The 23110-nt window shown below is 61.4% G+C and carries 27 protein-coding genes; 23 read left to right on the top strand and 4 right to left on the bottom strand.

Going from position 1 to position 23110, the window contains the following annotated elements:
- Positions 1-221: 221 nt before the first annotated feature.
- Positions 222-503, bottom strand: coding sequence for an HU family DNA-binding protein (locus NKI20_RS07145; protein WP_352829411.1), 282 nt, complete (start codon positions 501-503; stop codon positions 222-224).
- Positions 504-1360: 857 nt separating this feature from the next.
- Between NKI20_RS07145 and NKI20_RS07150 the strand changes: the two genes are divergently transcribed.
- Entirely contained in the window at positions 1361-1672 is a 312-nt protein-coding gene (locus NKI20_RS07150; protein WP_095088921.1) for a DUF736 domain-containing protein, read from the top strand.
- An 89-nt stretch (positions 1673-1761) separates the two neighbouring features.
- Here the strand turns inward: NKI20_RS07150 and NKI20_RS07155 are convergent, their stop codons facing one another.
- Entirely contained in the window at positions 1762-2292 is a 531-nt protein-coding gene (locus tag NKI20_RS07155; protein ID WP_352829414.1) for a Ros/MucR family transcriptional regulator, read from the bottom strand.
- Between the two features lie 415 nt (positions 2293-2707).
- Here NKI20_RS07155 and NKI20_RS07160 point away from each other — a divergent pair, with 415 nt between their 5' ends.
- Entirely contained in the window at positions 2708-3913 is a 1206-nt protein-coding gene (locus NKI20_RS07160) for a DUF932 domain-containing protein (protein ID WP_352829599.1), read from the top strand.
- 284 nt (positions 3914-4197) lie between these two features.
- Here the strand turns inward: NKI20_RS07160 and NKI20_RS07165 are convergent, their stop codons facing one another.
- Entirely contained in the window at positions 4198-4347 is a 150-nt protein-coding gene (locus tag NKI20_RS07165) for a hypothetical protein (RefSeq protein WP_352829416.1), read from the bottom strand.
- Positions 4348-4435: 88 nt separating this feature from the next.
- On the opposite strand from NKI20_RS07165, the gene NKI20_RS07170 reads away from it, so the two are divergent.
- Complete coding sequence (locus NKI20_RS07170) at positions 4436-5116, top strand: hypothetical protein (protein ID WP_352829417.1); 681 nt, start codon at positions 4436-4438, stop codon at positions 5114-5116.
- Between the two features lie 166 nt (positions 5117-5282).
- Here the strand turns inward: NKI20_RS07170 and NKI20_RS07175 are convergent, their stop codons facing one another.
- Positions 5283-5510 carry a helix-turn-helix domain-containing protein gene (locus tag NKI20_RS07175; protein WP_352829419.1) on the bottom strand — a complete coding sequence of 76 codons (228 nt, stop codon included), beginning with the start codon at positions 5508-5510 and terminating at the stop codon, positions 5283-5285.
- 79 nt (positions 5511-5589) lie between these two features.
- On the opposite strand from NKI20_RS07175, the gene NKI20_RS07180 reads away from it, so the two are divergent.
- From NKI20_RS07180 to trbF, 20 genes are all read left to right on the top strand, one after another.
- Positions 5590-5868 (top strand): DNA -binding domain-containing protein, encoded by a 279-nt coding sequence (locus NKI20_RS07180; RefSeq protein WP_352829421.1) that lies wholly within the window; start codon positions 5590-5592, stop codon positions 5866-5868.
- Positions 5869-6060: 192 nt separating this feature from the next.
- Positions 6061-6216: a transcriptional regulator domain-containing protein gene (locus tag NKI20_RS07185; protein WP_352829601.1), complete on the top strand. Its 156-nt coding sequence runs from the start codon at positions 6061-6063 to the stop codon at positions 6214-6216.
- On the top strand, positions 6161-6802 hold the full coding sequence (locus NKI20_RS07190; protein WP_352829423.1) for a DUF2285 domain-containing protein: 642 nt from the start codon (positions 6161-6163) through the stop codon (positions 6800-6802). The genes NKI20_RS07185 and NKI20_RS07190 overlap by 56 nt, the downstream gene beginning before the upstream one ends.
- A gap of 134 nt (positions 6803-6936) precedes the next feature.
- The gene (locus NKI20_RS07195) at positions 6937-7227 is read left to right on the top strand and encodes a helix-turn-helix transcriptional regulator (protein WP_352829424.1); all 291 of its coding nucleotides are present in this window, start codon (positions 6937-6939) and stop codon (positions 7225-7227) included.
- A 17-nt stretch (positions 7228-7244) separates the two neighbouring features.
- Entirely contained in the window at positions 7245-8129 is an 885-nt protein-coding gene (locus NKI20_RS07200; protein WP_352829426.1) for a replication initiator protein A, read from the top strand.
- Positions 8130-8448: 319 nt separating this feature from the next.
- The gene (locus NKI20_RS07205; RefSeq protein WP_352829428.1) at positions 8449-8913 is read left to right on the top strand and encodes a DUF2840 domain-containing protein; all 465 of its coding nucleotides are present in this window, start codon (positions 8449-8451) and stop codon (positions 8911-8913) included.
- Positions 8910-9470 carry a S26 family signal peptidase gene (locus NKI20_RS07210; RefSeq protein ID WP_352829429.1) on the top strand — a complete coding sequence of 187 codons (561 nt, stop codon included), beginning with the start codon at positions 8910-8912 and terminating at the stop codon, positions 9468-9470. The genes NKI20_RS07205 and NKI20_RS07210 overlap by 4 nt, the downstream gene beginning before the upstream one ends.
- A 46-nt stretch (positions 9471-9516) precedes the next feature.
- Positions 9517-9843 carry a DUF736 domain-containing protein gene (locus tag NKI20_RS07215; protein ID WP_352829430.1) on the top strand — a complete coding sequence of 109 codons (327 nt, stop codon included), beginning with the start codon at positions 9517-9519 and terminating at the stop codon, positions 9841-9843.
- Positions 9844-9847: 4 nt separating this feature from the next.
- On the top strand, positions 9848-10936 hold the full coding sequence (locus tag NKI20_RS07220; protein WP_352829432.1) for a lytic transglycosylase domain-containing protein: 1089 nt from the start codon (positions 9848-9850) through the stop codon (positions 10934-10936).
- 246 nt (positions 10937-11182) lie between these two features.
- Positions 11183-12922, top strand: coding sequence for a relaxase/mobilization nuclease domain-containing protein (locus NKI20_RS07225; protein ID WP_352829434.1), 1740 nt, complete (start codon positions 11183-11185; stop codon positions 12920-12922).
- A gap of 175 nt (positions 12923-13097) precedes the next feature.
- Positions 13098-15095: a conjugal transfer protein TraG gene (locus tag NKI20_RS07230; protein ID WP_352829436.1), complete on the top strand. Its 1998-nt coding sequence runs from the start codon at positions 13098-13100 to the stop codon at positions 15093-15095.
- 47 nt (positions 15096-15142) lie between these two features.
- Positions 15143-15544, top strand: coding sequence for a CopG family transcriptional regulator (locus tag NKI20_RS07235; protein ID WP_352829603.1), 402 nt, complete (start codon positions 15143-15145; stop codon positions 15542-15544).
- 213 nt (positions 15545-15757) lie between these two features.
- Entirely contained in the window at positions 15758-16756 is a 999-nt protein-coding gene (gene trbB, locus NKI20_RS07240) for a P-type conjugative transfer ATPase TrbB (protein WP_352829605.1), read from the top strand.
- Between the two features lie 52 nt (positions 16757-16808).
- The gene (locus NKI20_RS07245; RefSeq protein WP_352829607.1) at positions 16809-17069 is read left to right on the top strand and encodes a TrbC/VirB2 family type IV secretion system protein; all 261 of its coding nucleotides are present in this window, start codon (positions 16809-16811) and stop codon (positions 17067-17069) included.
- Positions 17069-17350 carry a VirB3 family type IV secretion system protein gene (locus NKI20_RS07250; RefSeq protein ID WP_352829438.1) on the top strand — a complete coding sequence of 94 codons (282 nt, stop codon included), beginning with the start codon at positions 17069-17071 and terminating at the stop codon, positions 17348-17350. Before NKI20_RS07245 ends, NKI20_RS07250 begins: the two co-directional genes overlap by 1 nt.
- Positions 17351-17362: 12 nt before the next feature.
- Positions 17363-19912, top strand: a complete 2550-nt coding sequence (gene trbE, locus NKI20_RS07255) for a conjugal transfer protein TrbE (protein WP_352829440.1) — start codon at positions 17363-17365, stop codon at positions 19910-19912.
- Positions 19909-20658 (top strand): P-type conjugative transfer protein TrbJ, encoded by a 750-nt coding sequence (gene trbJ / locus NKI20_RS07260; RefSeq protein WP_502898046.1) that lies wholly within the window; start codon positions 19909-19911, stop codon positions 20656-20658. The genes trbE and trbJ overlap by 4 nt, the downstream gene beginning before the upstream one ends.
- A gap of 11 nt (positions 20659-20669) precedes the next feature.
- The gene (gene trbK-alt, locus NKI20_RS07265; protein WP_352829442.1) at positions 20670-21038 is read left to right on the top strand and encodes a putative entry exclusion protein TrbK-alt; all 369 of its coding nucleotides are present in this window, start codon (positions 20670-20672) and stop codon (positions 21036-21038) included.
- Entirely contained in the window at positions 21035-22405 is a 1371-nt protein-coding gene (gene trbL, locus NKI20_RS07270; RefSeq protein ID WP_352829444.1) for a P-type conjugative transfer protein TrbL, read from the top strand. Before trbK-alt ends, trbL begins: the two co-directional genes overlap by 4 nt.
- On the top strand, positions 22402-23088 hold the full coding sequence (trbF, locus tag NKI20_RS07275; RefSeq protein WP_352829446.1) for a conjugal transfer protein TrbF: 687 nt from the start codon (positions 22402-22404) through the stop codon (positions 23086-23088). Before trbL ends, trbF begins: the two co-directional genes overlap by 4 nt.
- The last annotated feature ends 22 nt before the right edge of the window (positions 23089-23110 follow it).

The following is a 23110-nucleotide window of genomic DNA, read 5'->3' on the forward strand; positions in this document are numbered from 1 at the left end:
CGAAAACCCTACCATCCCCCCGCCCTAGCCGGGCCCCGGGGGGGCGGCGGGGGGTGTGCGCTTTTTTTTTTGTTTTTCTTTTGGCGCGCCCGCCTTGGGGGGGCCCCGGGGGACCTCGACCTAAGACGGCAGCAATGAGAAGCTGATGATCTTGCCATGAGACACCATCGCCCAACAGGACAGCGTGTTATCATCAGACGAGATGTATCGTCATTAAATGATCAGCCGTTCACCGAGTCCTTGAGAGCCTTTGCCGGCTGGAAGATGATCTTCTTAGATGCGGCGATCTTGATCGTGGCGCCAGTCGACGGATTGCGGCCATCACGTGCTGGTTTGTTCTGTACCTTGAACTTGCCGAAGCCATTGAGGCTGATTTCCTCGCCCTTGGCAGTGGCTTCCGCAATGCCCTTCAACACATCCTCGACCACGGATTTCGCTTGGGTTTTCGACAGGCCGTGCGCGTCTGCAAGGCGTTCGGCAATATCGATCGTGTTTACAGCCATCGTTTCCATCCCTTCTGAGTTGGTTCAACGATTGGCCTTATGGCACAGGCAATTCCACACTGTCATCGCGTCAAGGAAGGGAATCCGGTGCAAACCAACGCTCAAACCGGGAATTTCCACCACTCTTATCGCGAAAGTCACGCAGCGCATCACCTCGGGATCAGACGCCCGGTGTGGAGGCGACACTTTCCCAGCAATGCCTCACCGTGCGTGAGGCGTGACCGCAGCGGGAACATTCGGCCATGCGGTGGAGGATCAGGTGTGACGCGGCTATCCTCGCCTTCGATCTCAAATCAGACTTGCACCGAATCGACGTGAGACAGGAAATCGTCGCGCTCCTTGGCGGCTTGGAAGCCGCTGCCCTCAGCAATCAATTGGTCGCCTTTGTAAGCCGCCCCGAACGCGATGACGATTCAGCCCAAAGATTAGGGAAATCGGACGTCCCTTCTTCACCGGTTGGAGTAGGACCAACACCGCCCTGGCGCGGGAGGAAGCGTCTTTGACCGAAATAGAGATGCGCAGCGGCGCAAGCGACAATGGCCGTGACTGATCTTTGCCACTGTGGCGTTCCTTCCGCGTATTCTTTCCAAGCCACGCCACGGCGTCCTCGAATGGATTGGGTCTGACCGAAGACCGCCTTCGCTGTGCTCAGTCTCGATCGTCTTCCCGCAACGACGGCGCTGCGTTTTCTTCCCCTGTCCGCTGCGCGTCCATTCCTCGCGATCCAAGAAAGCCTCGCGTCGCCGTCTTCCACTTCGTTTCAGCCCCTTCGGGGTGCGGACCGATCGTCTCCGGTCTCACGACCACCATCGAGGCCGCGATGGGCGCGGCCCGAGAAAACAGAAGGAACCACCACAATGGCTACGATCGGCACTTTCTCCCGCACCGCGAACGGCTTCTCCGGCTCGGTCAAGACCCTCAACCTTAACGTCAAGACGGTAACGTTCTCCCCGGCCGACGGCGACAACGAAAAGGGTCCGGACTTCCGGATCTTCGCCGGCGCCACCGAATTCGGGGCGGCATGGAAGAAAACCTCGCGCGAGGGCCGCGACTACCACTCCGTCAAGCTCGATGATCCAAGCTTCCCCGCTCCGATCTACGCGAGCCTGGTCGAGACCGACACCGAGGGCGATTTCTCGCTCATCTGGTCCCGCCGCGCCGCCGAGTGATCCGGCCACAAAAAGAAGCCTCGCCGCAAGGCGGGGCTTCTCCGTGTTCAGGTTCGCCACACCATGGCACCGTTGCCAGGTGCAGCATGCTAGGCCTTGGCGGCTGCCTTCCTTGCTTTCTTTACCGGCGACTTAACCGCTGTCGAGGTGGTTGTCGCCGCTGCGGCGCGAGCCGCTCGCTTTGGCTTCTCTGCCGCGGCTGGTGTAGGCGTCGTCGCCTTGCGCCCGAGCCCTATTGATTTCGCCAGAGCCGAGCGGGTGGCCGCGTAGTTCGGCGCCACCATCGGGTAATCGGCCGGCAGGTTCCATTTCTGCCGGTATTCGTCGGGGGTGAGGTTAAAATGCTGAAGATGCCGCTTGAGCGATTTGAATTTCTTTCCGTCTTCTAGGCAGATAATGAAGTCCGGCGTCACCGACTTCCTGACCGATACTGCCGGCTCCTGCTTGATCACAGGTTCTACCGCCGGCGTGCCGATGCCTTTCAGAGCGGCATGGATGTCGCCGATCAACTTCGGCAACTCGCCGACTGGCAATGGATTGTTCGACACATAGGCGGCGACAATGTCGGCCGCTATCGACACGGCACCCAGTTGGCCGTCTTGTTGGAGAGCAGTGGTCATGTAACTTCCTCTTATTGTGTCGGACGAATAGAGCGACGATTGATTTCCCCGTCCCGCCACCGAGGCAAATAGTACGTTTCTCTGTAAAAGCCAAATCTCGTGCACAAAACTGTAAGAGTAAGCTTCGCTTTCATCGTCCCGATCGACTGCGGATCCCCTTTTCGACCCGATGGAAGCGAGGAACTTCCCCTCGCTTCCCCGCCAATGCCGCCTGTGCAGAGCAGGGTCGCAGGCTCGCAAAGCGGTCGACTGCAGCAAAAGTGGCCATCAATTTCCATCCGCTGCGCTCGACCTTGCAACCCGGCTCCGCGCGCCGGCATTGGCCCCCATCACTCCCGCGCGCTCACGCGCCCCCGGAAGGCATGCCGGGGGACATGCCTTCGGCATTGACGGAAAAGGAGTGAGCACAATGAACATGAGCACCATTATCAACAGCGAGAGCAACAGCCAACAGCAGGCGATTTCCAGCGGCTTCCGCGTGGACATCTCGCGCGGCGAGCGGATCGGGCGGGTTTCCTCGGAATGGTTTTCGCGTCCCGATGACGAGCGCTTTTTGAGCCTTACTGAACTTTACGACGCTGTAAAGCAGCGAGCCGACCGTGCCACGGCCCGCACTATCGAGAGCCGTGCGGTTCGCGTGGAGGCTACCCGCGACAATGCAGAGCGGCTATCGATTGTCATCCCCGGACAAGAGCAACCGATTGCTCCCACGCATTGGTGTTTTGGCCAGCTTTGCAGCCTTGTCGGCGCGCCGGCAACCTACATGCGCCAGCTCCCTGCACCGATGGCAGGGATCAATTTGCAGCACGGCCTTTTGAGCCATCGGGCTGAATTGATGAAGACCCTCGAGACGGAGGACGGGCGCCTTGAGCTTCGCGCAGTGACCGGTCCTGACTATGGTCGCATATGGGATCATGAGCTTGTCGCTGCCGTCATGAAGATTGCGGGTAACGGAACCGGCAACACGATGTGGAAGGTGCCGGGCGTTCTGGACTGGGCGACCATGACCCACAATCCATGCGTGGACATCACCAAGGACACCACGACGCTTTACGCCAGCGACCGAGACGTGTTCCTGTTTCTGGTGGATGACACGCATCCGATCGAAGCCGGACGCCTTCCGAGTGGAGAGCCGGATTTGTATTTTCGCGGCTTCTACTGCTGGAATTCGGAAGTCGGCAGCAAGACGCTGGGAATTGCGAGTTTCTATCTCCGCGCCGTTTGCATGAACCGCAATCTGTGGGGCGTGGAGGGCTTCGAGGAAATCAGCATCCGGCATTCGAAGTTTGCAGCACTTCGTTTTGCTCATGAGGCAACGCCCGCCTTGACGAGCTTCGCGAACTCAAGCCCGGCGCCGTTCATCGCCGGCATCAAGGCCGCGCGTGAGAAGATCGTGGCTCGCACCGACGAGGACCGTGAAGCCTTCCTGCGCAAGCGCGGGTTTTCCAAGAGCGAAACGGGCAGGATCATCGAGGCAGTTTTGCAGGAGGAGGGCCGCCCGCCGGAAAGCATCTTCGATTTCGTACAGGGCATGACCGCGCATGCCCGCACCAAGGCGCATCAGGATAGCCGATTGGAACTCGAAGGCAGGGCGAAGGCCTTGTTGGAACGGGCGGCATGATCAAACGAAAGGCCGCGCAGCGAACGTCTCGCCGCGCGGCCTATCAGGTCCGCCGTGTCAACGAAACCGTCATAGCATAGCAATAACAATCGACCAGTAACCCGGATTGACGTATGCGCCCGTACCGAGATACGGGGGCCGCTCGCCGGGCTCCGCCCGGCTCGCGGTGCTACTGCTGTCATTGATGGCAACAATGAGCAGGTTTATTAGGGGGCGCCCAATCCCTGCACCCAAAGAGAAAATTAGTGAGAATGCGCGTTGAGGAGTTCCGCGCAACGTGTTTGCTATTTCTTGCCCTTTGGCTTGTCCGGCGACTGGGTGAGCACCGATCCGGCGAGCTTTTTGCTCTCGGCAAGGGTGGGCTTCTTTGCGCCGCTCAAGACCTTGGCTGCAAGCGTTGACACTTTCGAAGACGATTTCTCATTCTTTGGCATGAGGGCATCCTTTTACCGACTCAGGGAGGGGTATATTACACGCGACTGACCGCTTTGCTTTTCGCTGATCTCAGATGGGACTGTTCCGGTGGGAAAGAAACAACGGTGGGATAACTGCGCCTTGTGCGGCAAGTTTCGTCTGACGACACGTGAACACGTGGTGCCAAAGGGCCTGTATCCAGAGTCCAAAGGCGCGACCAGCACATTCCAACGGATTACCATCGCAGCATGCTTCGATTGCAACAACGGCACCTCGGACGACGATGTGCATTTCCGCAACGTTGTGGCGATGTCCGGTGACGCGAACCCGAGTGTCCGCGAAGTTTGGGAGGGGCCAATACGGCGAAGCTTTGAGAAAGTCGACGGTCGACGACGTGCACTCGATCTCTTCAAGCTAATGAAGCCCGCCCTCGAACTGGAGGGCGACAGATATATGATCTACCCTGGAAACGATCCAAGGGTGATAGGCACGATACGGAAAGTCGTTCGAGGGCTTTGTCACCATCACCAGCTGTTGGCCGTCGTGAAGAACGACAAGGTTTGGGCCGACGTGCTTAAATACGCAGTCCCGACAGAGTTTGCGGAGGCTATGGTCATTGCCCATGCCGAGCCGGACATACTGGACTACAAATACTTGGTCGTTGACGAGGGTGAGTTGCACTCGTTTTGGCTTCTTCGCTTTTACGAACGGACGACGTTCATCGCAGTTGTATTTAACACATCGATGGGGATTGAGGAGCCGGTGTCGATGTTGGAAGGCGCCTGTTAGTCCCACTCGTCAGAGGGCAAGGCGCAAGACCATCCTCCCGCTAACTCGATCAAGCCAACATTTCCCAGCGATCAGCGAGTTCGGGTCAGCGAACGCTGTCACCTGGGCACGGCTGCGGATCGCCGGAACGGCAATACTGTTGCGGCAACAAGGGACCAAAATTCCGCTACTTTGTGTCGCGAAACGGAGGTCGCCTTAGAAGGTCCGCAGCCTCAATCCCGAGAACATTTGCCAGCTTGTCAACGACGTCGATCGTCGCGCCGTAGACGCTGCGTTCTAATGCGCTGATATAGGTGCGATCGACTTCGGCGCGGTGGGCCAGCTCTTCTTGTGAAAGCCCAGCCGCCTGCCGATGCCGCCTCAGATTGCGGGCAAACACCTCACGTATTTCCATGCACGGGAGTGCAACGCCTTGTCGAGTATTCAACCACGGAGTATTCTCGACAAAATGCGTTCAACGATGGAAATCGCGCGTGCTCAAACCACTGCTTGATCCCGATGTTGCCGATGTTGCGCCAGACGCCTCGATCTTGACCGCGTATGATGAGGAGCGATTGCTCACCTATATCCGCCTGCTCGACGCGGCAGCTGAAGGTGCGGACTGGCGCGAGGTGGCCCGGATCGTTCTACATATCGATCCTGAGCAGGAACCGGAACGCGCATTCAGATCGTGGGAGACGCATCTCGCACGCGCCCGGTGGATGACGACGAACGGCTATCGATATCTCCTGGCGGGCGGTGCGCCCCACTGAGCTCAGCCTGCCCCTCACCACGCTTTGCTGAATCAGCACAGCGGTTTGCCGACTCTCTGACTACCCAATGTCCGTATCGCCCTCGATGCTGATTGCAAGGCCTTGGGGTCTGGTGCGGGCATCGGGAGAGGACTTGGCGCATTGCAAGGGGATTGGACCGATTCGGAAGCCTATGTGCACATGCAAGGCTACATGCCTGCACAGTTCGCTGCCGAGTATCTGATCAGGAATGACGACTTCATCGCCGAGTGCGGCCAGCTGTCGTCAAATCTCCCAGGTTCTGCAGAACCTGTTGGTCCGCCCGACTTCATCGCTCGTTGGGGCGCGCGATTTCACAGTCACCGGTGACGGGCTTCCACTAGCTGATAGCATCGTCTGGACGGAACAGGCCTCGCCGCGCGTGCTGCGAGCCACGCAAATCCGGTCCTCAGTCAGCCCTTCGCAACAGACTGTTCAACTTTCGAGAGGCAGCAGCGCCGCCGTTTGGCAAGCAGACGAGCTTCATATTCTTTGGCCGGCATCGGCCGGAACAAATAATCTCGTCACCGACATCCGCAGCGGCGCGACCGAATTCAACGCCATCGTCCTGCCACTGGATGCGGCATTCGAGACACGGCTCGATGCAGCGCGGCAGTTCTGGCGGGCGCTGAACGGCCGGCCGCCGGCGCCTGCATACGGCTCACTGCCGAAGCAAACCAAGACGAGGCACATCCTCAATCTGCGCGCTCATGACGCCCGTCGCGCAGGGGCCACCTACCGCGAGATCGCGGAGGTGCTTTTGTCGCGAGAGTCGATCGCGCCTCGAGACTGGCGCGATCATCATCTCCGGCACAAGGTTCGGGCGATCCTGCGAAGGGCGGATCGTCTTGCGGCTGGCGGCTACCGCGACCTTCTCTTCTATCCACACAGCCGCAGCCGAAAAGCCGACCACTGAAGCCCTTCTTCGCCGGGGTAGCAAAAACACATCCTCCAATCTTTGCCCTCCCTCGTCTTTTTCATTTCGACCATCGTCCGTTTCGCGCGTCCCGGCAGGCCAGGACGACAGCAGAACCGAATGGAGATCGAGCGATGTCGAAGGGTCCCGCGGACGCGCCCCAAAAATACCTGCGAACGAAGGAGGCGGCGCCAATCGTCGGCCTTTGCGCCCGCACGCTGGAAAAGCACCGGACCTATGGTACCGGACCAAAATACCGAAAGGTCGGCGGTCGCGTCCTCTATGACATCGACGATCTGCACGCCTGGATCGAGCTTGGTGCGCGCACGTCCACCAGCGATGCCAACGCGACCTTTGTTCCGCCTGCCAAGCCGCATGCCGCCCGCGCACCAGCCTATGCCGGCCGGCGCCATCGCGCCTCCTGATTCTGCGGGGCAAAGAAATGCAGCTTCGCTCGACCGATCAGGGGCAGCTTGATCTGTTCCGCGCGCGCCCCAGCGTGATCACGCCACGCGATGCGCAAGACCTGATGTCGTGGCCGTTTTTCTCACTCGCCAAATCCCGCCGCGTGACACCAATCGACTTTCGCATGGGCGAGGTTTCGATCCGCGTCGAGGCGACGATCGAACATGGCATGGCGACGATCTGGGACGCCGACATCCTGATCTGGGCAGCCAGTCAGATTGTCGATGCACGTGACAAAGGCCTTCGCACGTCGCGTCTGATGGCGGCCACGCCGTATGAGATCCTTGCCTTCATCGAGCGTGGCGACTCCGCCCATAGCTACGACAGACTGAAGGCAGCGCTGGACCGCCTGCAATCGACGACGGTCGCCACTTCGATCCGCCAGTCGTCCGAGCGGCGGCGACATCGCTTCTCCTGGATCAACGAATGGAAGGAGCGAATGGACGGCAGTGGGCGCCCGCTCGGGATAGAACTCATCCTGCCGGACTGGTTTTATGCCGGAGTTCTCGACGATGCCCTTATTCTCACGATCGACCGCCAATATTTCAGCCTGACGGGTGGATTGGAGCGCTGGCTGTACCGTCTCGTTCGCAAGCACGGTGGCCGCCAGACCTATGGTTGGAGCTTTGATCTCAGCCATCTCCACGTGAAGTCCGGCAGCCTGTCGCCCTTCAAGCGCTTCACCTTCGACTTGCGCGAGATCGTGCGTCGCCAGCCACTGCCGGGCTACCGGCTGGCTCTCTCGGTCGATCCCGACGGTCGGTCACGCCTGAACTTCCAACTCAACCCAGCCGATCCACTCGCGAGCGCCAGCGCAACGCCGTGCGCGCCACGTGGCCGCACCAGTAGGGCTGTGAAATGACTGTGGACAGGCCCGTGCTATCAAGAACCGCGACTCCCGTGCCATCGGGAACCCGATTCCCGTGCTATCAGGAACCGGAATCGGGCATAAGTCATTGCAGCGATTGCCGAACCCGCTCCTCTAACGTTTCTAACTGTGAATCCTTCGGATTCTTTCTAACGGAAAGCGCCGATCAGCGAGGCTGTGGACGGCAGCGGCGACATGATCATTCGGCTAGGCCGAGAACGATCGACGCCCGTTTTCCTTCCCGAAGCACGGCTGATTTCTCCCCTGCTCGTTTCGCCATGCTGACTGCTGACCTCAGGTCACGGGGGCCAGCATGAGCGATCTCACCCACGTCGAGCTGGTGTGGCTGAAGAAGCGGATCGAGAACTACATCCGGTTCGGCAAGGTTGCTTCCAACAGGAACATCGACGGTAGCCGTCGTGTCGTCTCCTTTACGCCAGGCAGCATCTTCGGCTTCGTTCGCTGGACCGCAAACGACTTCGGCACTGTCGCTTCCCGCATTGATATCCTGCGTGCGGTCGACATCGGCGGTCGCTGCTCGACCGTTGCCTATGTGCGGCCTGGTGCCGACATCCTGCTCACGGCGATCGGATGGCCGAATGTCGAGAAGGTGCTGAAGATCATCGACGCGATCGAAGCGGTCGGCATCGATCCCATTGATGTATCGCCGGACTACTGGCGGCATGCTCACAGCCGGTTTGCTGCGCGCGAGGCGCCCAGGCCCTACACACGCCAGCGCCATGAGGCATGGCTCCTCCGCCGCCGAGTTGAGCCATGAGCATGCGCGCAACGATCATCGTCGCTATGTTCGGCGGCGCTGTCCTCGTCGCCGCGCCGGCATGGATCGACCATCGACCGCAGTTGATCTGGAACGCGTCCGCCAGCGTCCCGGTCGGGCTCTACCGCGTCGAGCCGATCGACAGGATCGGCGTTTCCGATATCGCCGTTGTCGTGCCACCTAAGCCACTGGCGGATTTGCTTGCCCAACGCGAATACCTGCCGAACGGTGTGCCGCTGCTGAAGCATGTGTTGGCACTCGGAGGCACGATGGTGTGCCGGCGAGGCGGCTACATCATCGTCCATGGCGTGGCCTTTGGACGCGCGCTCGATCGTGACAGTCGTGGCCGGCCGTTGCCCGGCTGGCAGGGCTGCCGCATCATTGCCGCTCGTGAAGTCTTCCTCATGAACTGGAACTCGGTCGACAGTTTCGACGGCAGGTATTTCGGCCCACTCCCGCTCAATTCGATCATCGGCCGCGCGGTCCCGGTCTGGATCACCGACCGCACTTCTCCCGGCACGGACAGCTCCGTCGAACAAGTTTCCCGCGAGCCGTGACGGCTCACATCAAACCCTCGTCAACGCTCATGAAAGGAGCAACACAATGGCCCAGATCGGCACCTTCACCCGCAACGATGACGGCTTCTTCGGCAACGTCTCTACGCTGACGCTCGACGCGAAACTCGCCATCCTGCCTGCCGAGAAATCGGACGTCGAAAACGCGCCAGATCATCGTGTATTCTGCGAAGGCATGGAGGTCGGCGCGGCATGGGATCGCACCGGCGAGAAAGCTGGCGCCTATCTCTCCGTCTCCATCGATGACCCATCCTTCACGCAGCCGATCCGCGCCAATCTGTTCCAGTCCGATGCCGAGAAAAGTATCTGGGCATTGCACTGGAGCCGGCAGGCGAAGCGCGACGAACGAGGCTGATCGGATGCTCCGATTTCGCCTCAGCGGCCATTCTGAGCCAAACCCTTTGAACGATTGGGCGCCGGTCAAACCCTCCGACCCGATCGCCTGTCAGGCGGCCACCGCGCGCAGCGAAGGTCAAGGGCGGCCGGACGCTTGCCCGTCGTTCAGGACGTCCATGGCGCCGCAGTTTGCGGCATGCAAGTCCGGCCGGCGAAGCCTTGCCCTCGACGGAAGCGAGCACGGTGGCAGGCTGCAGGCGCGTCGGGATCGTGGTGCAGGTGCTTTTATCTGCCGAGGCATTGCAGCGCTGTCTGCAAGCGTCATGCTCGCCCTTACGGCGTCCATTGTCTGTGCCGAGCCTTCCGCGCATCGTGAGCGGCCGGCGCACTTCAGCAGTACCATCTCGTCCGCTGATCCCTGGTCGTCGCATATCCGGGAGGCGGCCAAACACTTTGCCATTCCCGAGCGACTACTTGGCGCCGTCATGCATGTCGAGAGCGTTGGTGATGTTCATGCGGTGTCGAGAAAAGGCGCAATGGGCTTGATGCAGATCATGCCGGCGACATGGGACGATCTGCGCGCCAAATACCGCTTCGGTGACGATCCTTATCAGCCACGCGACAACATTTTTGCAGGTGCAGCGTATCTGCGCGAGATGCTCGACCGCTTCGGCCGCAACGGCTTCCTCGCTGCTTACAATGTCGGTCCTGGGCGATACGAAGAGCATCTTGCAACTGGCCGGCCGCTGCCGCGCGAGACGATCGACTACGTCAGGAAACTGGCGCCCCTGATCAATGGTTCGGTTCCCATTCCGATGCGCGCACGTCAAGGAGCGGGCAGGGCGAGCGCACTCGAAGCGGCGATTTTCGCGCACGTCGCGAATACACGGAATAGCTCGGCGCCGCAGGGTGAGCGCGAGACTAATCTTCCCGTAGAGACCGTCTTCACGGCGATCCGTTCACCCAGCGTGCGAGCACCGGTGGACAAAGGGGTCACCGATCTTACGGCGCTCGTACCGCAACCGGACGGCTCGCGCAGTGAAGGCGCATCAGTTCTGAACTCCGCTATTCGTAGTGCGTTTGTGCAGACCTTCGCCGCGACTCCACAATGATCGTTGCATTCCTGGTCAATCGCATTCCGGCCTGTTCCGTCGTGGAAATTGCGGCGGGAGGGTTGGCCGTGAGAGAGGACGAAGAGGGATGGCAGGATAAAGGGCCGCGATGTGCGGCTCGGTCGGTTGTTTGTTTTTCTTATGGTTTTCGTCTGGCTTTGCAATGTGGCTGCCCAATTGGCGATGTGCGCACTCGCAATTTTGGCAATCTTTTCAATAGAAATCACACCTCGTGCCAAATGGGCCATGAGCAGGGATGATGATTTACGTGTCCGGCCTGGTCGCATCCGCTCTCGCGCGGGCCAGCGCGCACGCCCTTTCATCGTTCAGGCGCTTGTGGCCGCACAACGAGCCGGCGGCCGCATCTCGCGCAAGGGTAGGATCATCTCGCCGCGCGCCTCGACGTTCGGCCGAGGCAGATCGGCGAGCATCCGGGCCAATCGCCTTATCACCGGCCGCTCGCGCGGCACCGTCATCAAGGCTCGCGTCGTCCGACAGTTCAGGGGATCGGTGCCGCTCGCCGCGCATCTCAAATATCTCCGTCGCGAAGGCGTGACTCGTGACGGCGAGAAAGCAAAAATGTTCGGGCCGGACAGTGACGAGGCCGATCACGACGTCTTTGCAGATCAGTGCAAGGACGACCGGCACCATTTCCGTTTCATCGTATCGCCCGACGACGCCCACGAGTTGGGCGACCTCAAAGGCTTTGCCCGAGACCTGATGATAGACATGGAGCGCGATCTCGGCACGAAGCTCGATTGGATCGGCGTTGACCATTGGAACACCGAACATCCGCACGTTCATATTCTTGTGCGCGGCGTTTCCGACGATGGCGAGAACCTTGTCATCTCACGCGACTACATCCGCCAAGGCATGCGCGACCGCGCAAGTGACATCCTCACCCAGACACTCGGGCTACGCACCGACCACGACATCCGTCGGACCATCGAGCAGCAGATCGACACCGAGCGCTGGACGCAACTCGACCGTCAGCTCGTTCGCGACGCAGATCGCCATGGCATTATCGATCTCGCACTTCACCCCGATAGCCAGCCGGACGAATTTCTGACGCTCAAGGTAGGGCGGCTCCGCAGGCTTGAAAGCCTCGGCCTCGGCAGCGAGGTCGGCCCGGGCCAATGGATCATGGCGGATGAAGCCGAACCCACCTTGCGCGCGCTTGGCGAGCGCGGTGACATCATCAAGCGCATGCATCGCAGCCTAACCGGCCATGGCATCCACAAAGGCACAGCCGATTATGTCCTTGCGGCCGAGCAGATCGACAAACCTATCATCGGTCGGCTGTTGGAGCGGGGCCTCGACGATGAGCTACAGGGCTCGGCTTATGCCATCGTGGACGGTATAGACGGTCGTGCCCATCACATCCGGTTTCAAGATCTAGACGCTACCGGCGATTCCGCCCAGGGCTCGATCGTCGAGCTTCGTCGCTACGAGGATGCGAAGGGCCGCGGCCGCGTTGCACTCGCCGTCCGCTCCGACCCCTCGATTGAAGAACAAATCCACGGCCATGGCGCGACCTGGCTCGACCGTCAGCTTGTCGCCCGTGCACCCTTCGAAGTTGGGGAGGGCGGCTTCGGCAGGGAAGTGAAGCAGGCGCTAACGGATCGCGCCGATCACCTTATTGAGCAGGGCCTCGCACGGCGCGAAGATCAACGCATCGTCTTCGGTCGCAATCTGATCGACACGCTACGCGACCGTGAGGTGGACGCCTTCGGCGCTCAGCTCGCTGCCAAGATCGGCCTGCCGTTCACGAAGGCTTCGGAAGGCGACCAAATAGCTGGCATCTACCGGCAGCGCTTCTCGCTCGCCTCCGGCCGCTTCGCGATGATCGACGATGGGCTCGGTTTCAAGCTCGTGCCATGGGCGCCATCGCTCGACAAGCAACTAGGCGGCCTTGTCACGGGCGTTGCCCGATTCAAGGATGGCGTCGATTGGAATTTCGGAAGGAGGCGAGGAATCGGGCTTTGAGCGATCCCAAGTTGAGGTTTGGTAGAGATTGGAACCCACTCTGAACGGCATACCTTAGGCAAGTCTTTGTACGTCAGCACTCGACCAGTTGCCTTGATCGCCCATTTCTTCTTGCGTGCGCGAGGTCCCAACATTTTCTATCCGCTCCTGACCGTTCAGCCCCGGAGACGAAAACATGCCGGCAACCAAGATATTGTGGGGTCAAGTCCTCACCGTCCTTCTGATCGTGCTCGCCACCACTTGGTGCGCGACGCAGTGGACGGCATGGCGGCTCGGCTTCCAATCGCAACTCGGCTCGCCATGGTTCGACCTTGCCGGCGAATCCGTCTATCCGCCTCTCGCATTTTTCTGGTGGTGGTTTTTCTACGACGCCTATGCGCCAGAGATTTTCCTGGAGGGTGCACTGGTCGCGGTGAGTGGCAGCTTCATTGCGATCACTGTGGCCATCGGGATGTCGGTGTGGCGGGCACGGGAGGCGAAGAACGCAGCCACCTATGGTTCGGCACGCTGGGCGACGCGCAAGGAGATCCAATCCGAGGGCATGGTCGGTCCGGATGGCGTTGTGCTTGGAAAACTCGACCTCGACTATCTCCGTCACGACGGTCCTGAACACGTTCTGTGCTTCGCGCCGACCCGAAGCGGCAAGGGCGTCGGCCTCGTCGTTCCGTCCCTGCTGACCTGGCCGGGCTCGGCGATCGTCCACGACATCAAGGGTGAGAACTGGGAACTGACGGCCGGATGGCGGTCGCGCTTTGGCCGCGTGCTGCTGTTCGATCCGACCAATCCCGCATCGGCTGCCTACAATCCCCTGCTGGAAGTCCGGCGAGGCGAATGGGAAGTGCGAGATGTGCAGAACGTGGCCGACGTGCTCGTTGATCCCGAGGGGTCGTTGGAACGCCGGAACCATTGGGAAAAGACCAGCCACGCGCTGCTGGTCGGCGCCATCCTGCATGTTCTCTATGCAGAGAAGGACAAGACACTCGCCGGCGTTGCGAACTTCCTCTCCGATCCGCAACGGGCGATCGAAACGACATTGCTCACCATGATGCGCACGCGGCACATGGGTGAGGGCGGCCCGCATCCGGTCGTGGCATCGGCGGCGCGAGAACTGCTTAACAAGTCGGAGAACGAGCGCTCTGGCGTGCTGTCCACTGCCATGAGTTTCCTGGGTCTCTACCGCGATCCGGTCGTGGCCAAGGTGACGTCTCGTTGCGAATGGCGCATTTCCGATCTTGTCGAGGGCGAGCGGCCGACGGCGCTCTACCTCGTTGTTCCACCATCGGACATCAGCCGCACAAAGCCACTGATCCGCCTTGTGCTCAACCAGATCGGCCGCCGGTTGACGGAGGATCTCCATGCGAAGGATCGACGGCAGCGTCTGTTGATGATGCTCGACGAGTTCCCGGCGCTCGGGCGACTTGATTTCTTCGAAAGCGCGCTGGCCTTCATGGCGGGCTACGGCATCAAGTCTTTCCTGATCGCGCAGTCGCTCAACCAGATTGAAAAGGCCTATGGGCCGAACAATTCCATCCTCGATAATTGTCATGTGCGGGTGAGCTTTGCCACCAATGACGAACGGACGGCCAAGCGCGTGTCGGACTCGCTGGGAACAGGAACCGAGATGCGAGCCATGAAGAACTATGCCGGGCACAGGTTATCGCCGTGGCTCGGACATCTCATGGTCTCGCGGCAGGAAACGGCGCGTGCGCTGATGACGCCGGGCGAGATCATGCAACTTCCGCCGACCGATGCCATCGTCATGGTGTCAGGCCTGTTCCCGATTCGGGCGAAGAAGGCGCGGTACTTCGCCGATCCGCGCCTTGCCGAGCGTGTCCTGCCGCCGCCGAAGCCTGGAGAGAGCAAAAACACGTCACGAGCCGACGATTGGACTGGCGCATCAGTTCCCGCGGCACCGGAAGGCAATTCTCTGCAATCGAAGCCCTCCATAGGTCTACAGGACGAGGATCCGGCAAATGGCGGCATACGCCGCCAGCCCGAGATTCCCGAATACGAAGACATCGCGCCGGAGCAAACAACACAACGCGACGATGAGTTCGACCTTGACCGGGACGAACCTGACGACGACGCCGTCCGTCGGCGCTCGGTCGACCAGGTCATGCGGCGCGCCGCACGGCAGGCCGCCCTTGACCCCAATGACGGCATTGAGTTGTGAAGAACGCGAAGAAGAAACGGCTCTCGGCCTATCTCGATCCAGACGTCATGCACGCGCTGGCCGACTACGCCGCGCGCCGCGACGTCTCACTGTCGCTGATCGCCGAGGCTGCAATCGCCTCCTTGCTTTCGCCGGATGCGGACGAGCGAAAGGAAGCAGCGATCACCCGACGCCTGGACCAGATCGACCGGCGCGTGCAGCGCGTCGAGCGCGACGTCGGCATCGCCATCGAGACGCTGGCGCTATTCGTCCGCTTCTGGCTCACCTCAACTCCGGCTTTGCCGGAATCCGCCCAGGCTGAAGCCCGCGCGAAAGGCCTGCAGCGCTACGATGGTTTTGTCGACGCGCTCGGTCGCAGGCTGAGCAAAGGACCAAAGCTCCGGCAGGAAATCGCTGACGACGTCCCGCCGGCACTGCCGGCCGATGAGGATGAATCGCAGCCGAGATAGACTGTCAGAGGAAGCCGGCGATGTCGCCGCATCGAATTTTGCAGGTCAATTCGCGTCGCATCACGATCGCCCGTTTTGCTTGTTGCAAGGCCGGTATTCCTGCCTCTTCTAATCATCCCCGACCGCGGCCGAACCAGCTCGCCGCAAGGAATGGGGACCATCGTGACAATCAATCATCAGCCTGGCAGGGAAGCGGTATCCCGCAGCGCGCGCATGCTGCGCACGGCCCTTGGTCCCGCCATTGCCGGCTTCCTTGAAGATCCTGATATCGTCGAGGTGATGCTCAATCCGGACGGGCGGCTCTGGGTCGATCGGCTGAAGAGAGGGCTTGTCGCCACCGACGAAATCCTTATCCCGGCCGATGGCGAGCGGATCGTTCGGCTGGTCGCGCATCATGTCGGCGCGGAAGTACATTCCGGCAGCCCCCGTGTTTCGGCCGAACTGCCGGAGACCGGGGAGCGTTTCGAGGGCTTGTTGCCGCCGGTTGTCACGGCGCCGACCTTTGCTATCCGCAAGCCGGCCGTCGCTGTGTTTACGCTCGAGGATTATGTCGCGGCCGGCATCATGACAGAGAGCCAAGCCGGCGTGCTGCGGCTTGCGGTCGAAAGGCGGAAGAACGTGCTCGTCGCCGGTGGCACGTCGACAGGCAAGACCACGCTGGTCAACGCGCTGCTGGCCGAGGTGGCGAAGAGCCCCGACCGCGTCGTGTTGATCGAGGACACGCGCGAGCTGCAATGCGCCGCCCCGAACCTTGTGGCGTTACGCACCAAGGATGGCGTCGCCTCGCTCTCTGATCTGGTGAAGTCGTCGTTGCGGCTTCGCCCCGATCGCATCCCGATCGGCGAGGTGCGTGGTGCTGAGGCACTTGACCTGCTCAAGGCCTGGGGCACCGGCCATCCGGGAGGGATCGGCACCATCCATGCCAGTTCCGCCCTTGGCGCACTGCGCCGGCTCGAACAACTCGTGCAAGAGGTCGTCGTCACGGTCCCGCGCGCCCTCATTGCGGAGACGATCGACATTGTTGCCGTGCTCGCCGGCCGAGGCTCGTCCCGCCGCCTCGTTGAAATCGCTCTCGTAGACGGGCTCGATCCTGCCACCGGCGATTACCGCACGCTCGAGGCAAAGCTCGAGACCACACCAATCGCGAATCCCCAGTCGCCCATGGAGTTCCAAAATGAATCCGATCCGCTTCACTTCGTCATCTATCCGTAAGCTCGGTGCGGTGCTCCCGCTGGCCACTGCGACTGCTGCGGTCGCGGCCATAATGATCGCACCCGCCCACGCGGCAGGTTCTTCCATGCCGTGGGAGCAGCCGCTTCAACAAATCCTCGAATCCGTCGAAGGACCAGTCGCCAAGATCGTGGCGGTGATCATCATCATTGTCACCGGGTTGTCACTCGCCTTCGGCGACACGTCGGGCGGATTCCGCCGGCTGATCCAGATCGTGTTCGGACTGTCGATCGCCTTTGCGGCGAGTTCGTTCTTCCTGTCGTTCTTCTCCTTCGGCGGCGGAGCGCTCGTCTGATGGGAGGCTCCCTGCTGGAAGACGACGACATCCGCGGTTTTTTCGCGCCGGTACACCGGGCGCTCACCGAACCGATCCTGCTCGGTGGCGCGCCGCGCGCGGTCGCCATTACGAACGGGACGCTGGCCGGCGCGATTGGGCTTGGCCTCCGCCTCTGGATCGCGGGCCTCCTCATCTGGGCGGTCGGCCATTTCGCGGCTGTCTGGGCAGCCAAGCGCGATGCGCAGTTCATCGACGTCGTTCGTCGGCACCTGCGCTATCCCGCACATTTTGGCTGTTGAGAAGTTTTGCTCATGATGAACCTCGCCGAATACCGCAAACGCTCATCCGACCTCGCCGACTATCTGCCGTGGGCTGCGCTGGTCGCGCCGGGCGTTGTATTGAACAAAGACGGCTCCTTCCAGAGGACCGCCCGTTTTCGCGGTCCCGATCTCGACAGTGCGACGCCGGCGGAACTGGTCGGCACGACGGCGCGGCTGAACAGCGCGTTGCGCCGTCTCGGCTCCGGCTGGGCGATCTTCGTCGAAGCCGTTCGGCTTGCCGCGCAACACTATCCCGAAGGCCTTTTCCCCGACAGCGCCTCGGCGTTGGTCGATCTCGAACGTCGTGAACAGTTCGAGGGTGAGGTCGATCAGGAATCGTCCCAGTGGGGCGGTCGCCGGCCGAACGGTGAGCTGTTCGAGAGCAGCTACTTTCTCACCTTCGTTTGGATGCCGCCCGCTGAGGAAGCTTCTCGCATCGAGAGCTGGCTGTACGAAGGTCGGGAGAAGAGCGGCGTCGATCCGTGGGAACTCCTGAACGGCTTTGTCGACCGCACCGACCGGGTGCTGAACCTGGTCGAAGGTTTTGTCCCGGAGGCCGCATGGCTCGACGACGCCGAGACGCTGACCCACCTGCATTCCTGCATTTCCACGAAGCGGCATCGGGTCCGCGTGCCTGAGACGCCGATGCATCTCGATGCGCTGCTGGTCGATCAGCCGCTTGCGGGCGGGCTGGAGCCGAGGCTCGGCGATTTCCATCTGCGGACGCTCACCATCATTGGGTTCCCGACGGCAACCTTTCCGGGGATCCTCGACGATCTCAATCGGCTTGCCTTCGTCTATCGCTGGTCGACGCGGGCGATCATGCTCGACAAGTCAGACGCCACGCGCCTGCTGACGCGCATTCGCCGTCAATGGTTCGCCAAGCGCAAGTCGGTCGCCGCCATCCTCAAGGAGGTAATGACCAACGAGGCATCCGTTCTTTTGGACACCGACGCCGCCAACAAGGCGGCCGATGCTGACGCCGCCCTTCAGGACCTCGGCTCCGACCAGATCGGCCAGGCTTATGTCACCGCGACGGTGACGGTGTGGGATGCCGATCAGTCAATCGCCGACGAGAAGCTTCGGCTGGTGGAAAAAATCATCCAGGGCAGGGACTTCACAGCAATCGTCGAGGGCGTCAACGCCATCGAAGCATGGCTCGGTAGCATTCCAGGCCACGTCTATGCGAACGTCCGCCAGCCGCCACTGTCGACACTGAACCTCGCCCACATGATCCCGCTCTCGGCGGTCTGGGCGGGACCTATCGAGGACGAGCATTTTGGCGCCCCGCCACTGTTCTTTGCCAGGACGGAGGGTGCTACGCCATTCCGGTTCAGCCTGCATGTGGGCGATGTCGGCCACACCCTCGTCATTGGCCCTACCGGCGCCGGTAAGTCAGTCCTGTTGGCGATGATGGCGCTGCAGTTCCGGCGCTACGAGAACAACCAGATTTTTGCGTTCGACTTCGGCGGCTCGATCCGCGCTGCCATGCTCGCGATGGATGGCGACTGGCACAATCTCGGCGGCAATGCGTCGAGCGGGCAAGGGCCGGACGATCCGCTCGCTCTGCTCACCTTGGCGGACCTGTCGGATGACGTCGACGCCGTTTCTCTACAGCCGCTTGGCCGCATCCATCATACACCTGAGCGTGCATGGGCGGCCGACTGGCTCGTCGATATTCTTGTGCGAGAAGGCGTCCCCGTCACGCCGGAGGTGAAAGAACATCTGTGGTCGGCGCTGACCTCGCTGGCCAGCGCGCCGGTCCAGGAACGGACGCTGACCGGCCTATCGGTGCTGCTGCAATCTTCGCCACTGAAGCAGGCACTCCGGCCTTACTGTATCGGCGGTCCCTATGGCCGGCTGCTCGATGCAGAGCACGAGCGTCTTGGTGATGCTTCCGTCCAGGCATTCGAGACCGAAGGCCTGATCGGTACTGGTGCGGCGCCCGCCGTACTTGCCTATCTCTTCCATCGGATCGAGCAGCGGATGGACGGGCGGCCGACGCTGCTGATCATCGATGAAGGTTGGCTGGCGCTCGACGATGGTGGCTTCGCCGATCAGCTCCGCGAATGGCTAAAAACCCTTCGCAAGAAGAACGCTTCAGTCATCTTTGCTACGCAATCGCTCTCCGATATCGACGCCAGCAGGATCGCGCCCGCCATCGTCGAGAGCTGTCCGACGCGGCTGTTCCTTCCGAACGAGAGGGCGATCGAGCCGCAGATCACCGAGATCTACCGGCGCTTCGGTCTCAACGATCGCCAGATCGAGATCGTGGCCCGCGCGACGCCGAAGCGTGACTATTACTGCCAGTCGCGGCGCGGCAACCGGCTATTCGAACTGGGCCTTGGTCCGATCGGGCTGGCGCTGTGCGCCGCATCGTCCAAATCCGATCAAGCGGCAATCGACCGGATCATCATCGAGGGCGGTCGAAAACATTTCCTCGAGGCCTGGCTCACCGACCGCGGTCTCGGCTGGGCCGCCGACCTCATTCCCGATCTCACCAATGTCATCGACCAATCCGCCAAGGAGATCTTGTCATGAATTGCCTCCCGAAGAATCTTCGCCTCCGCCACATGACAGCGGCGAGCGTCATCGCCATGGCAGTAAGCCTGTCGTCGCAGCCGGCATCAGCGTTCATCGTCTTTGATCCCACCAACTACAGCCAGAACCTTCTCCAAGCCGCTCGCGCCCTGGAGCAGATCCAGAACCAGATCACCTCGCTTCAGAATGAGGCGCAGATGCTGATCAACCAGGCAAAGAACCTCACCTCGCTGCCGACCTCGCTGCTTGGCCAGATCGAAGGCAATCTCTCTCAGATGAAGAGCCTGCTCGGTGAGGCCGACAAGCTCGCTTACAGCGTCCAGGACATCGACAGCCAGTTTACCTCAACCTACGAGAATTTCGGCTCGGACCTTTCAAGCCAGCAGCTTGTCGATGGCGCGCGCGAACGCTGGCAGACATCGGTTTCGGCCTTCGAGCATTCTATGAAAGCCGGAGCCGTCGCTGTCGATAACATCGAGGGGACACAGGAACAGACCAGCGCGCTGGTCGGCGCCAGCCAGTCGGCTGTGGGCGTGCTGCAGGCGACGCAAGCCGGCAATCAGCTTCTCGCCGTGCAGGCAAAGCAGGTCGCTGATCTCACTGCGTTGATGGCAGCGCAGGGACGCGCCAACGCACTGGAGCAGGCGAGGCGGGCGGCTGCACAGGAACAAGCACGTGAACAGTTCAGCCGCTTCATGACGGGTAGCGGTTACAGCCCGTCATCCGTGAAGATGTTCCACGATTGAGGCCTGTCGCCATGGATCTCAAGATCGCGGCCCGGATGACAGCCGTTCTCGCCCTTGTCGCCTCCATGACCGCCGTCTTCATGGCGTTGCGCGGCGACGGCTCGCAGGACGCGTCCTCCCCGCGCTCCGCACATCCGGGCGGCGAGCCGGCAGGAGTCGAACTTGCGCGATGCCGGAACATCGGCATGGCCGCCATCGCCGACGAAGCCTGCAGGAAGGCCTGGGCGGAAAACCGCCGGCGTTTCCTTTGGCCGGCACAGCACGTGTCACCATATGCGGCTCCTTCGGTCGACAAGGACCAGAGCCGGCTCCTGCCCCTTCAGCCGTCGGCGCCGCCGGGCGCAGAAGACCAACGCCGCCCGAACACGGTGGCTCCATGAACGATACTGGCGTCATCGATCGCTTCCTGGAAACCTTCACTCATTACATCGATTCAGGCTTTGGCCTGCTCGGTGGGGAAGTCGCGTTCCTCACCTCCACGCTGATCGTCGTAGATATCACGATCGCCGGGCTGTTCTGGGCCTGGGGCGCGGACGAGGACGTGCTGCACCGGCTGGTGAAGAAGACGCTCTATATCGGCTTCTTCGCCTTCATCATCGGCAACTTCAATCGTCTCGCCGGCATCGTCTTCGAGAGTTTTTCCGGGCTCGGCCTGAAGGCCGGAGGATCAGCACTTTCGGGTTCCGCGCTGCTTCAACCGGGACGCGTCGCGCAGGTCGGCATTGACGCCGGCAATCCGATCCTTGAGGCTGCCAGCCAGTTGATGGGCTACGTCTCCTTCTTCGAGAATTTTGTTCAGATCGCCGTGCTGATGATCGCTTGGGCAATCGTCCTGATCGCCTTCTTCATCCTCGCCGTGCAGATCTTCGTAACCCTGATCGAATTCAAGCTGACCACGCTTGCCGGCTTCGTGTTGATCCCCTTCGCCCTATTCAACAAGACCGCCTTTCTCGCTGAAAAAGTGCTCGGCAACATCGTTGCCTCCGGCGTCAAGATCCTGGTGCTCGCCGTCATCGTCGGCATTGGCTCGGGTCTCTTCGGCGAATTCACCCAAGGTTTTGGGGCTGAACAACCGACGATCACGGATGCGCTGCCGCTCGTTCTCGGCGCTCTGTCCCTGATGGGGCTTTCGATCTTCGGTCCCGGCATCGCGACCGGCCTGGTTTCCGGCGCACCACAGCTTGGCGCGGGTGCTGCTGTGGGCACCAGCCTCGCAGCTGCAGGCCTAGGTGCCGCCGGCGCCATGGGCGCCCGCGCCGGATTGAGCGGCGGCGCAAGTGCAATCAGTGCAGGTGGGCGCATGTCGGCGGCCGCCGCGCGTGGCGGCGCGCATTTAGCCGGCAGCACCTCGACAGCTTACGGCCTCGCCGCCGCAACATCCGGACAGAGCGGTGCAGGCTCGATCGCCGCCGGCATTGCTGGTGTCGCCAAGGCCGGCGCCGGCGCAGCCGTTCAGCCGGTGAAGCAGGCAATGTCGCGCGCGGCTTCAGCCCTGTCTTCCAGCCAGCAGGCTGGCCGCTCGGCCGCATGGACCGCAACGGGTGGAGAGCAGCCAGCAGCAGCTGCTGCTTCAGGACGTGCGTCGACGGCTGAAACCAGTGCAGGATCGCCGCCGGCATGGGCCAACCGCATGAAGCGCGGCCAGGCCATGAGCCATGGCGCGAGCATGGCCGCGCATTCCGTCCGCTCCGGCGATCACGGCGGCGGCTCCATGAATGTTTCCCTCAATCAGGACGACCGCCGATGAACCTCTTCAAACGACCTTCCGTTCGCTACGGAAAAACGCATCAGCCACAGACGCCGTATCAACGTGCTGCGCAAGCCTGGGATGACCGCATCGGCGCGGCCCGTGTGCAAGCGAAAAACTGGAGGCTGATGGCCTTCGGGTCGTTGATTCTAGCCAGCGGCTTCGCTTCCGCCTTGGTCTGGCAGTCGACGCGCGGCACGATCGTGCCCTGGATCGTGCAGGTCGACAAGCTCGGCGAGGCACAAGTGGTCGCTTCAGCTGTCGCCGACTATCGGCCGACCGATCCGCAGATCGCATGGCATCTCGCCCGCTTCATTGAACAGGTCAGGAGCATCCCAGACGATCCCGTCATTGTCCGCCAGAACTGGCTGCGCGCCTATGACTACACGACCGACCGCGGCGCCATTTCTCTGAACGACTATGCCCGCCTGAACGACCCTTTTGCCAAGGTCGGCAAGATTCAGATGGCGATCGAGGTGTCCAGCGTCATCCGCGCCTCGCCAGACTCGTTCCGTGTCGCCTGGATCGAACGTCGATACGAGAACGGCAGCCTGGGCAGCACCGAGCGCTGGACCGCGATCCTCACCATCGTAATTGAACAACCCCGCGATGCCGACCGGCTGAAGGCCAATCCGCTCGGCGTCTATGTCAACGCCATCAACTGGTCGAAGGAACTTTCATGATGTGTGCGGCACGAACAGACAA

The organism is Mesorhizobium sp. M0830 (assembly GCF_040319965.1).
Lineage (GTDB): Bacteria > Pseudomonadota > Alphaproteobacteria > Rhizobiales > Rhizobiaceae > Mesorhizobium.

Bases quoted from the DNA above. Each gene is read 5' to 3' on its own strand.
- NKI20_RS07245 (WP_352829607.1), top strand. From the start codon at position 16,809: ATGATCGCACCCGCCCACGCGGCAGGTTCTTCCATGCCGTGGGAGCAG.
- NKI20_RS07155 (WP_352829414.1), bottom strand. From the start codon at position 2,292: ATGACCACTGCTCTCCAACAAGACGGCCAACTGGGTGCCGTGTCGATA.
- NKI20_RS07165 (WP_352829416.1), bottom strand. From the start codon at position 4,347: ATGCCAAAGAATGAGAAATCGTCTTCGAAAGTGTCAACGCTTGCAGCC.
- trbB (WP_352829605.1), top strand. From the start codon at position 15,758: ATGCTGCGCACGGCCCTTGGTCCCGCCATTGCCGGCTTCCTTGAAGAT.
- trbE (WP_352829440.1), top strand. From the start codon at position 17,363: ATGATGAACCTCGCCGAATACCGCAAACGCTCATCCGACCTCGCCGAC.
- NKI20_RS07230 (WP_352829436.1), top strand. From the start codon at position 13,098: ATGCCGGCAACCAAGATATTGTGGGGTCAAGTCCTCACCGTCCTTCTG.
- NKI20_RS07150 (WP_095088921.1), top strand. From the start codon at position 1,361: ATGGCTACGATCGGCACTTTCTCCCGCACCGCGAACGGCTTCTCCGGC.
- NKI20_RS07225 (WP_352829434.1), top strand. From the start codon at position 11,183: ATGAGCAGGGATGATGATTTACGTGTCCGGCCTGGTCGCATCCGCTCT.
- NKI20_RS07215 (WP_352829430.1), top strand. From the start codon at position 9,517: ATGGCCCAGATCGGCACCTTCACCCGCAACGATGACGGCTTCTTCGGC.
- trbF (WP_352829446.1), top strand. From the start codon at position 22,402: ATGAACCTCTTCAAACGACCTTCCGTTCGCTACGGAAAAACGCATCAG.
- NKI20_RS07160 (WP_352829599.1), top strand. From the start codon at position 2,708: ATGAGCACCATTATCAACAGCGAGAGCAACAGCCAACAGCAGGCGATT.
- NKI20_RS07200 (WP_352829426.1), top strand. From the start codon at position 7,245: ATGCAGCTTCGCTCGACCGATCAGGGGCAGCTTGATCTGTTCCGCGCG.
- trbL (WP_352829444.1), top strand. From the start codon at position 21,035: ATGAACGATACTGGCGTCATCGATCGCTTCCTGGAAACCTTCACTCAT.
- NKI20_RS07185 (WP_352829601.1), top strand. From the start codon at position 6,061: ATGCCTGCACAGTTCGCTGCCGAGTATCTGATCAGGAATGACGACTTC.
- NKI20_RS07175 (WP_352829419.1), bottom strand. From the start codon at position 5,510: ATGGAAATACGTGAGGTGTTTGCCCGCAATCTGAGGCGGCATCGGCAG.
- NKI20_RS07145 (WP_352829411.1), bottom strand. From the start codon at position 503: ATGGCTGTAAACACGATCGATATTGCCGAACGCCTTGCAGACGCGCAC.
- NKI20_RS07205 (WP_352829428.1), top strand. From the start codon at position 8,449: ATGAGCGATCTCACCCACGTCGAGCTGGTGTGGCTGAAGAAGCGGATC.
- NKI20_RS07195 (WP_352829424.1), top strand. From the start codon at position 6,937: ATGTCGAAGGGTCCCGCGGACGCGCCCCAAAAATACCTGCGAACGAAG.
- NKI20_RS07250 (WP_352829438.1), top strand. From the start codon at position 17,069: ATGGGAGGCTCCCTGCTGGAAGACGACGACATCCGCGGTTTTTTCGCG.
- NKI20_RS07235 (WP_352829603.1), top strand. From the start codon at position 15,143: ATGCACGCGCTGGCCGACTACGCCGCGCGCCGCGACGTCTCACTGTCG.
- trbK-alt (WP_352829442.1), top strand. From the start codon at position 20,670: ATGGATCTCAAGATCGCGGCCCGGATGACAGCCGTTCTCGCCCTTGTC.
- NKI20_RS07220 (WP_352829432.1), top strand. From the start codon at position 9,848: ATGCTCCGATTTCGCCTCAGCGGCCATTCTGAGCCAAACCCTTTGAAC.
- trbJ (WP_502898046.1), top strand. From the start codon at position 19,909: ATGAATTGCCTCCCGAAGAATCTTCGCCTCCGCCACATGACAGCGGCG.
- NKI20_RS07210 (WP_352829429.1), top strand. From the start codon at position 8,910: ATGAGCATGCGCGCAACGATCATCGTCGCTATGTTCGGCGGCGCTGTC.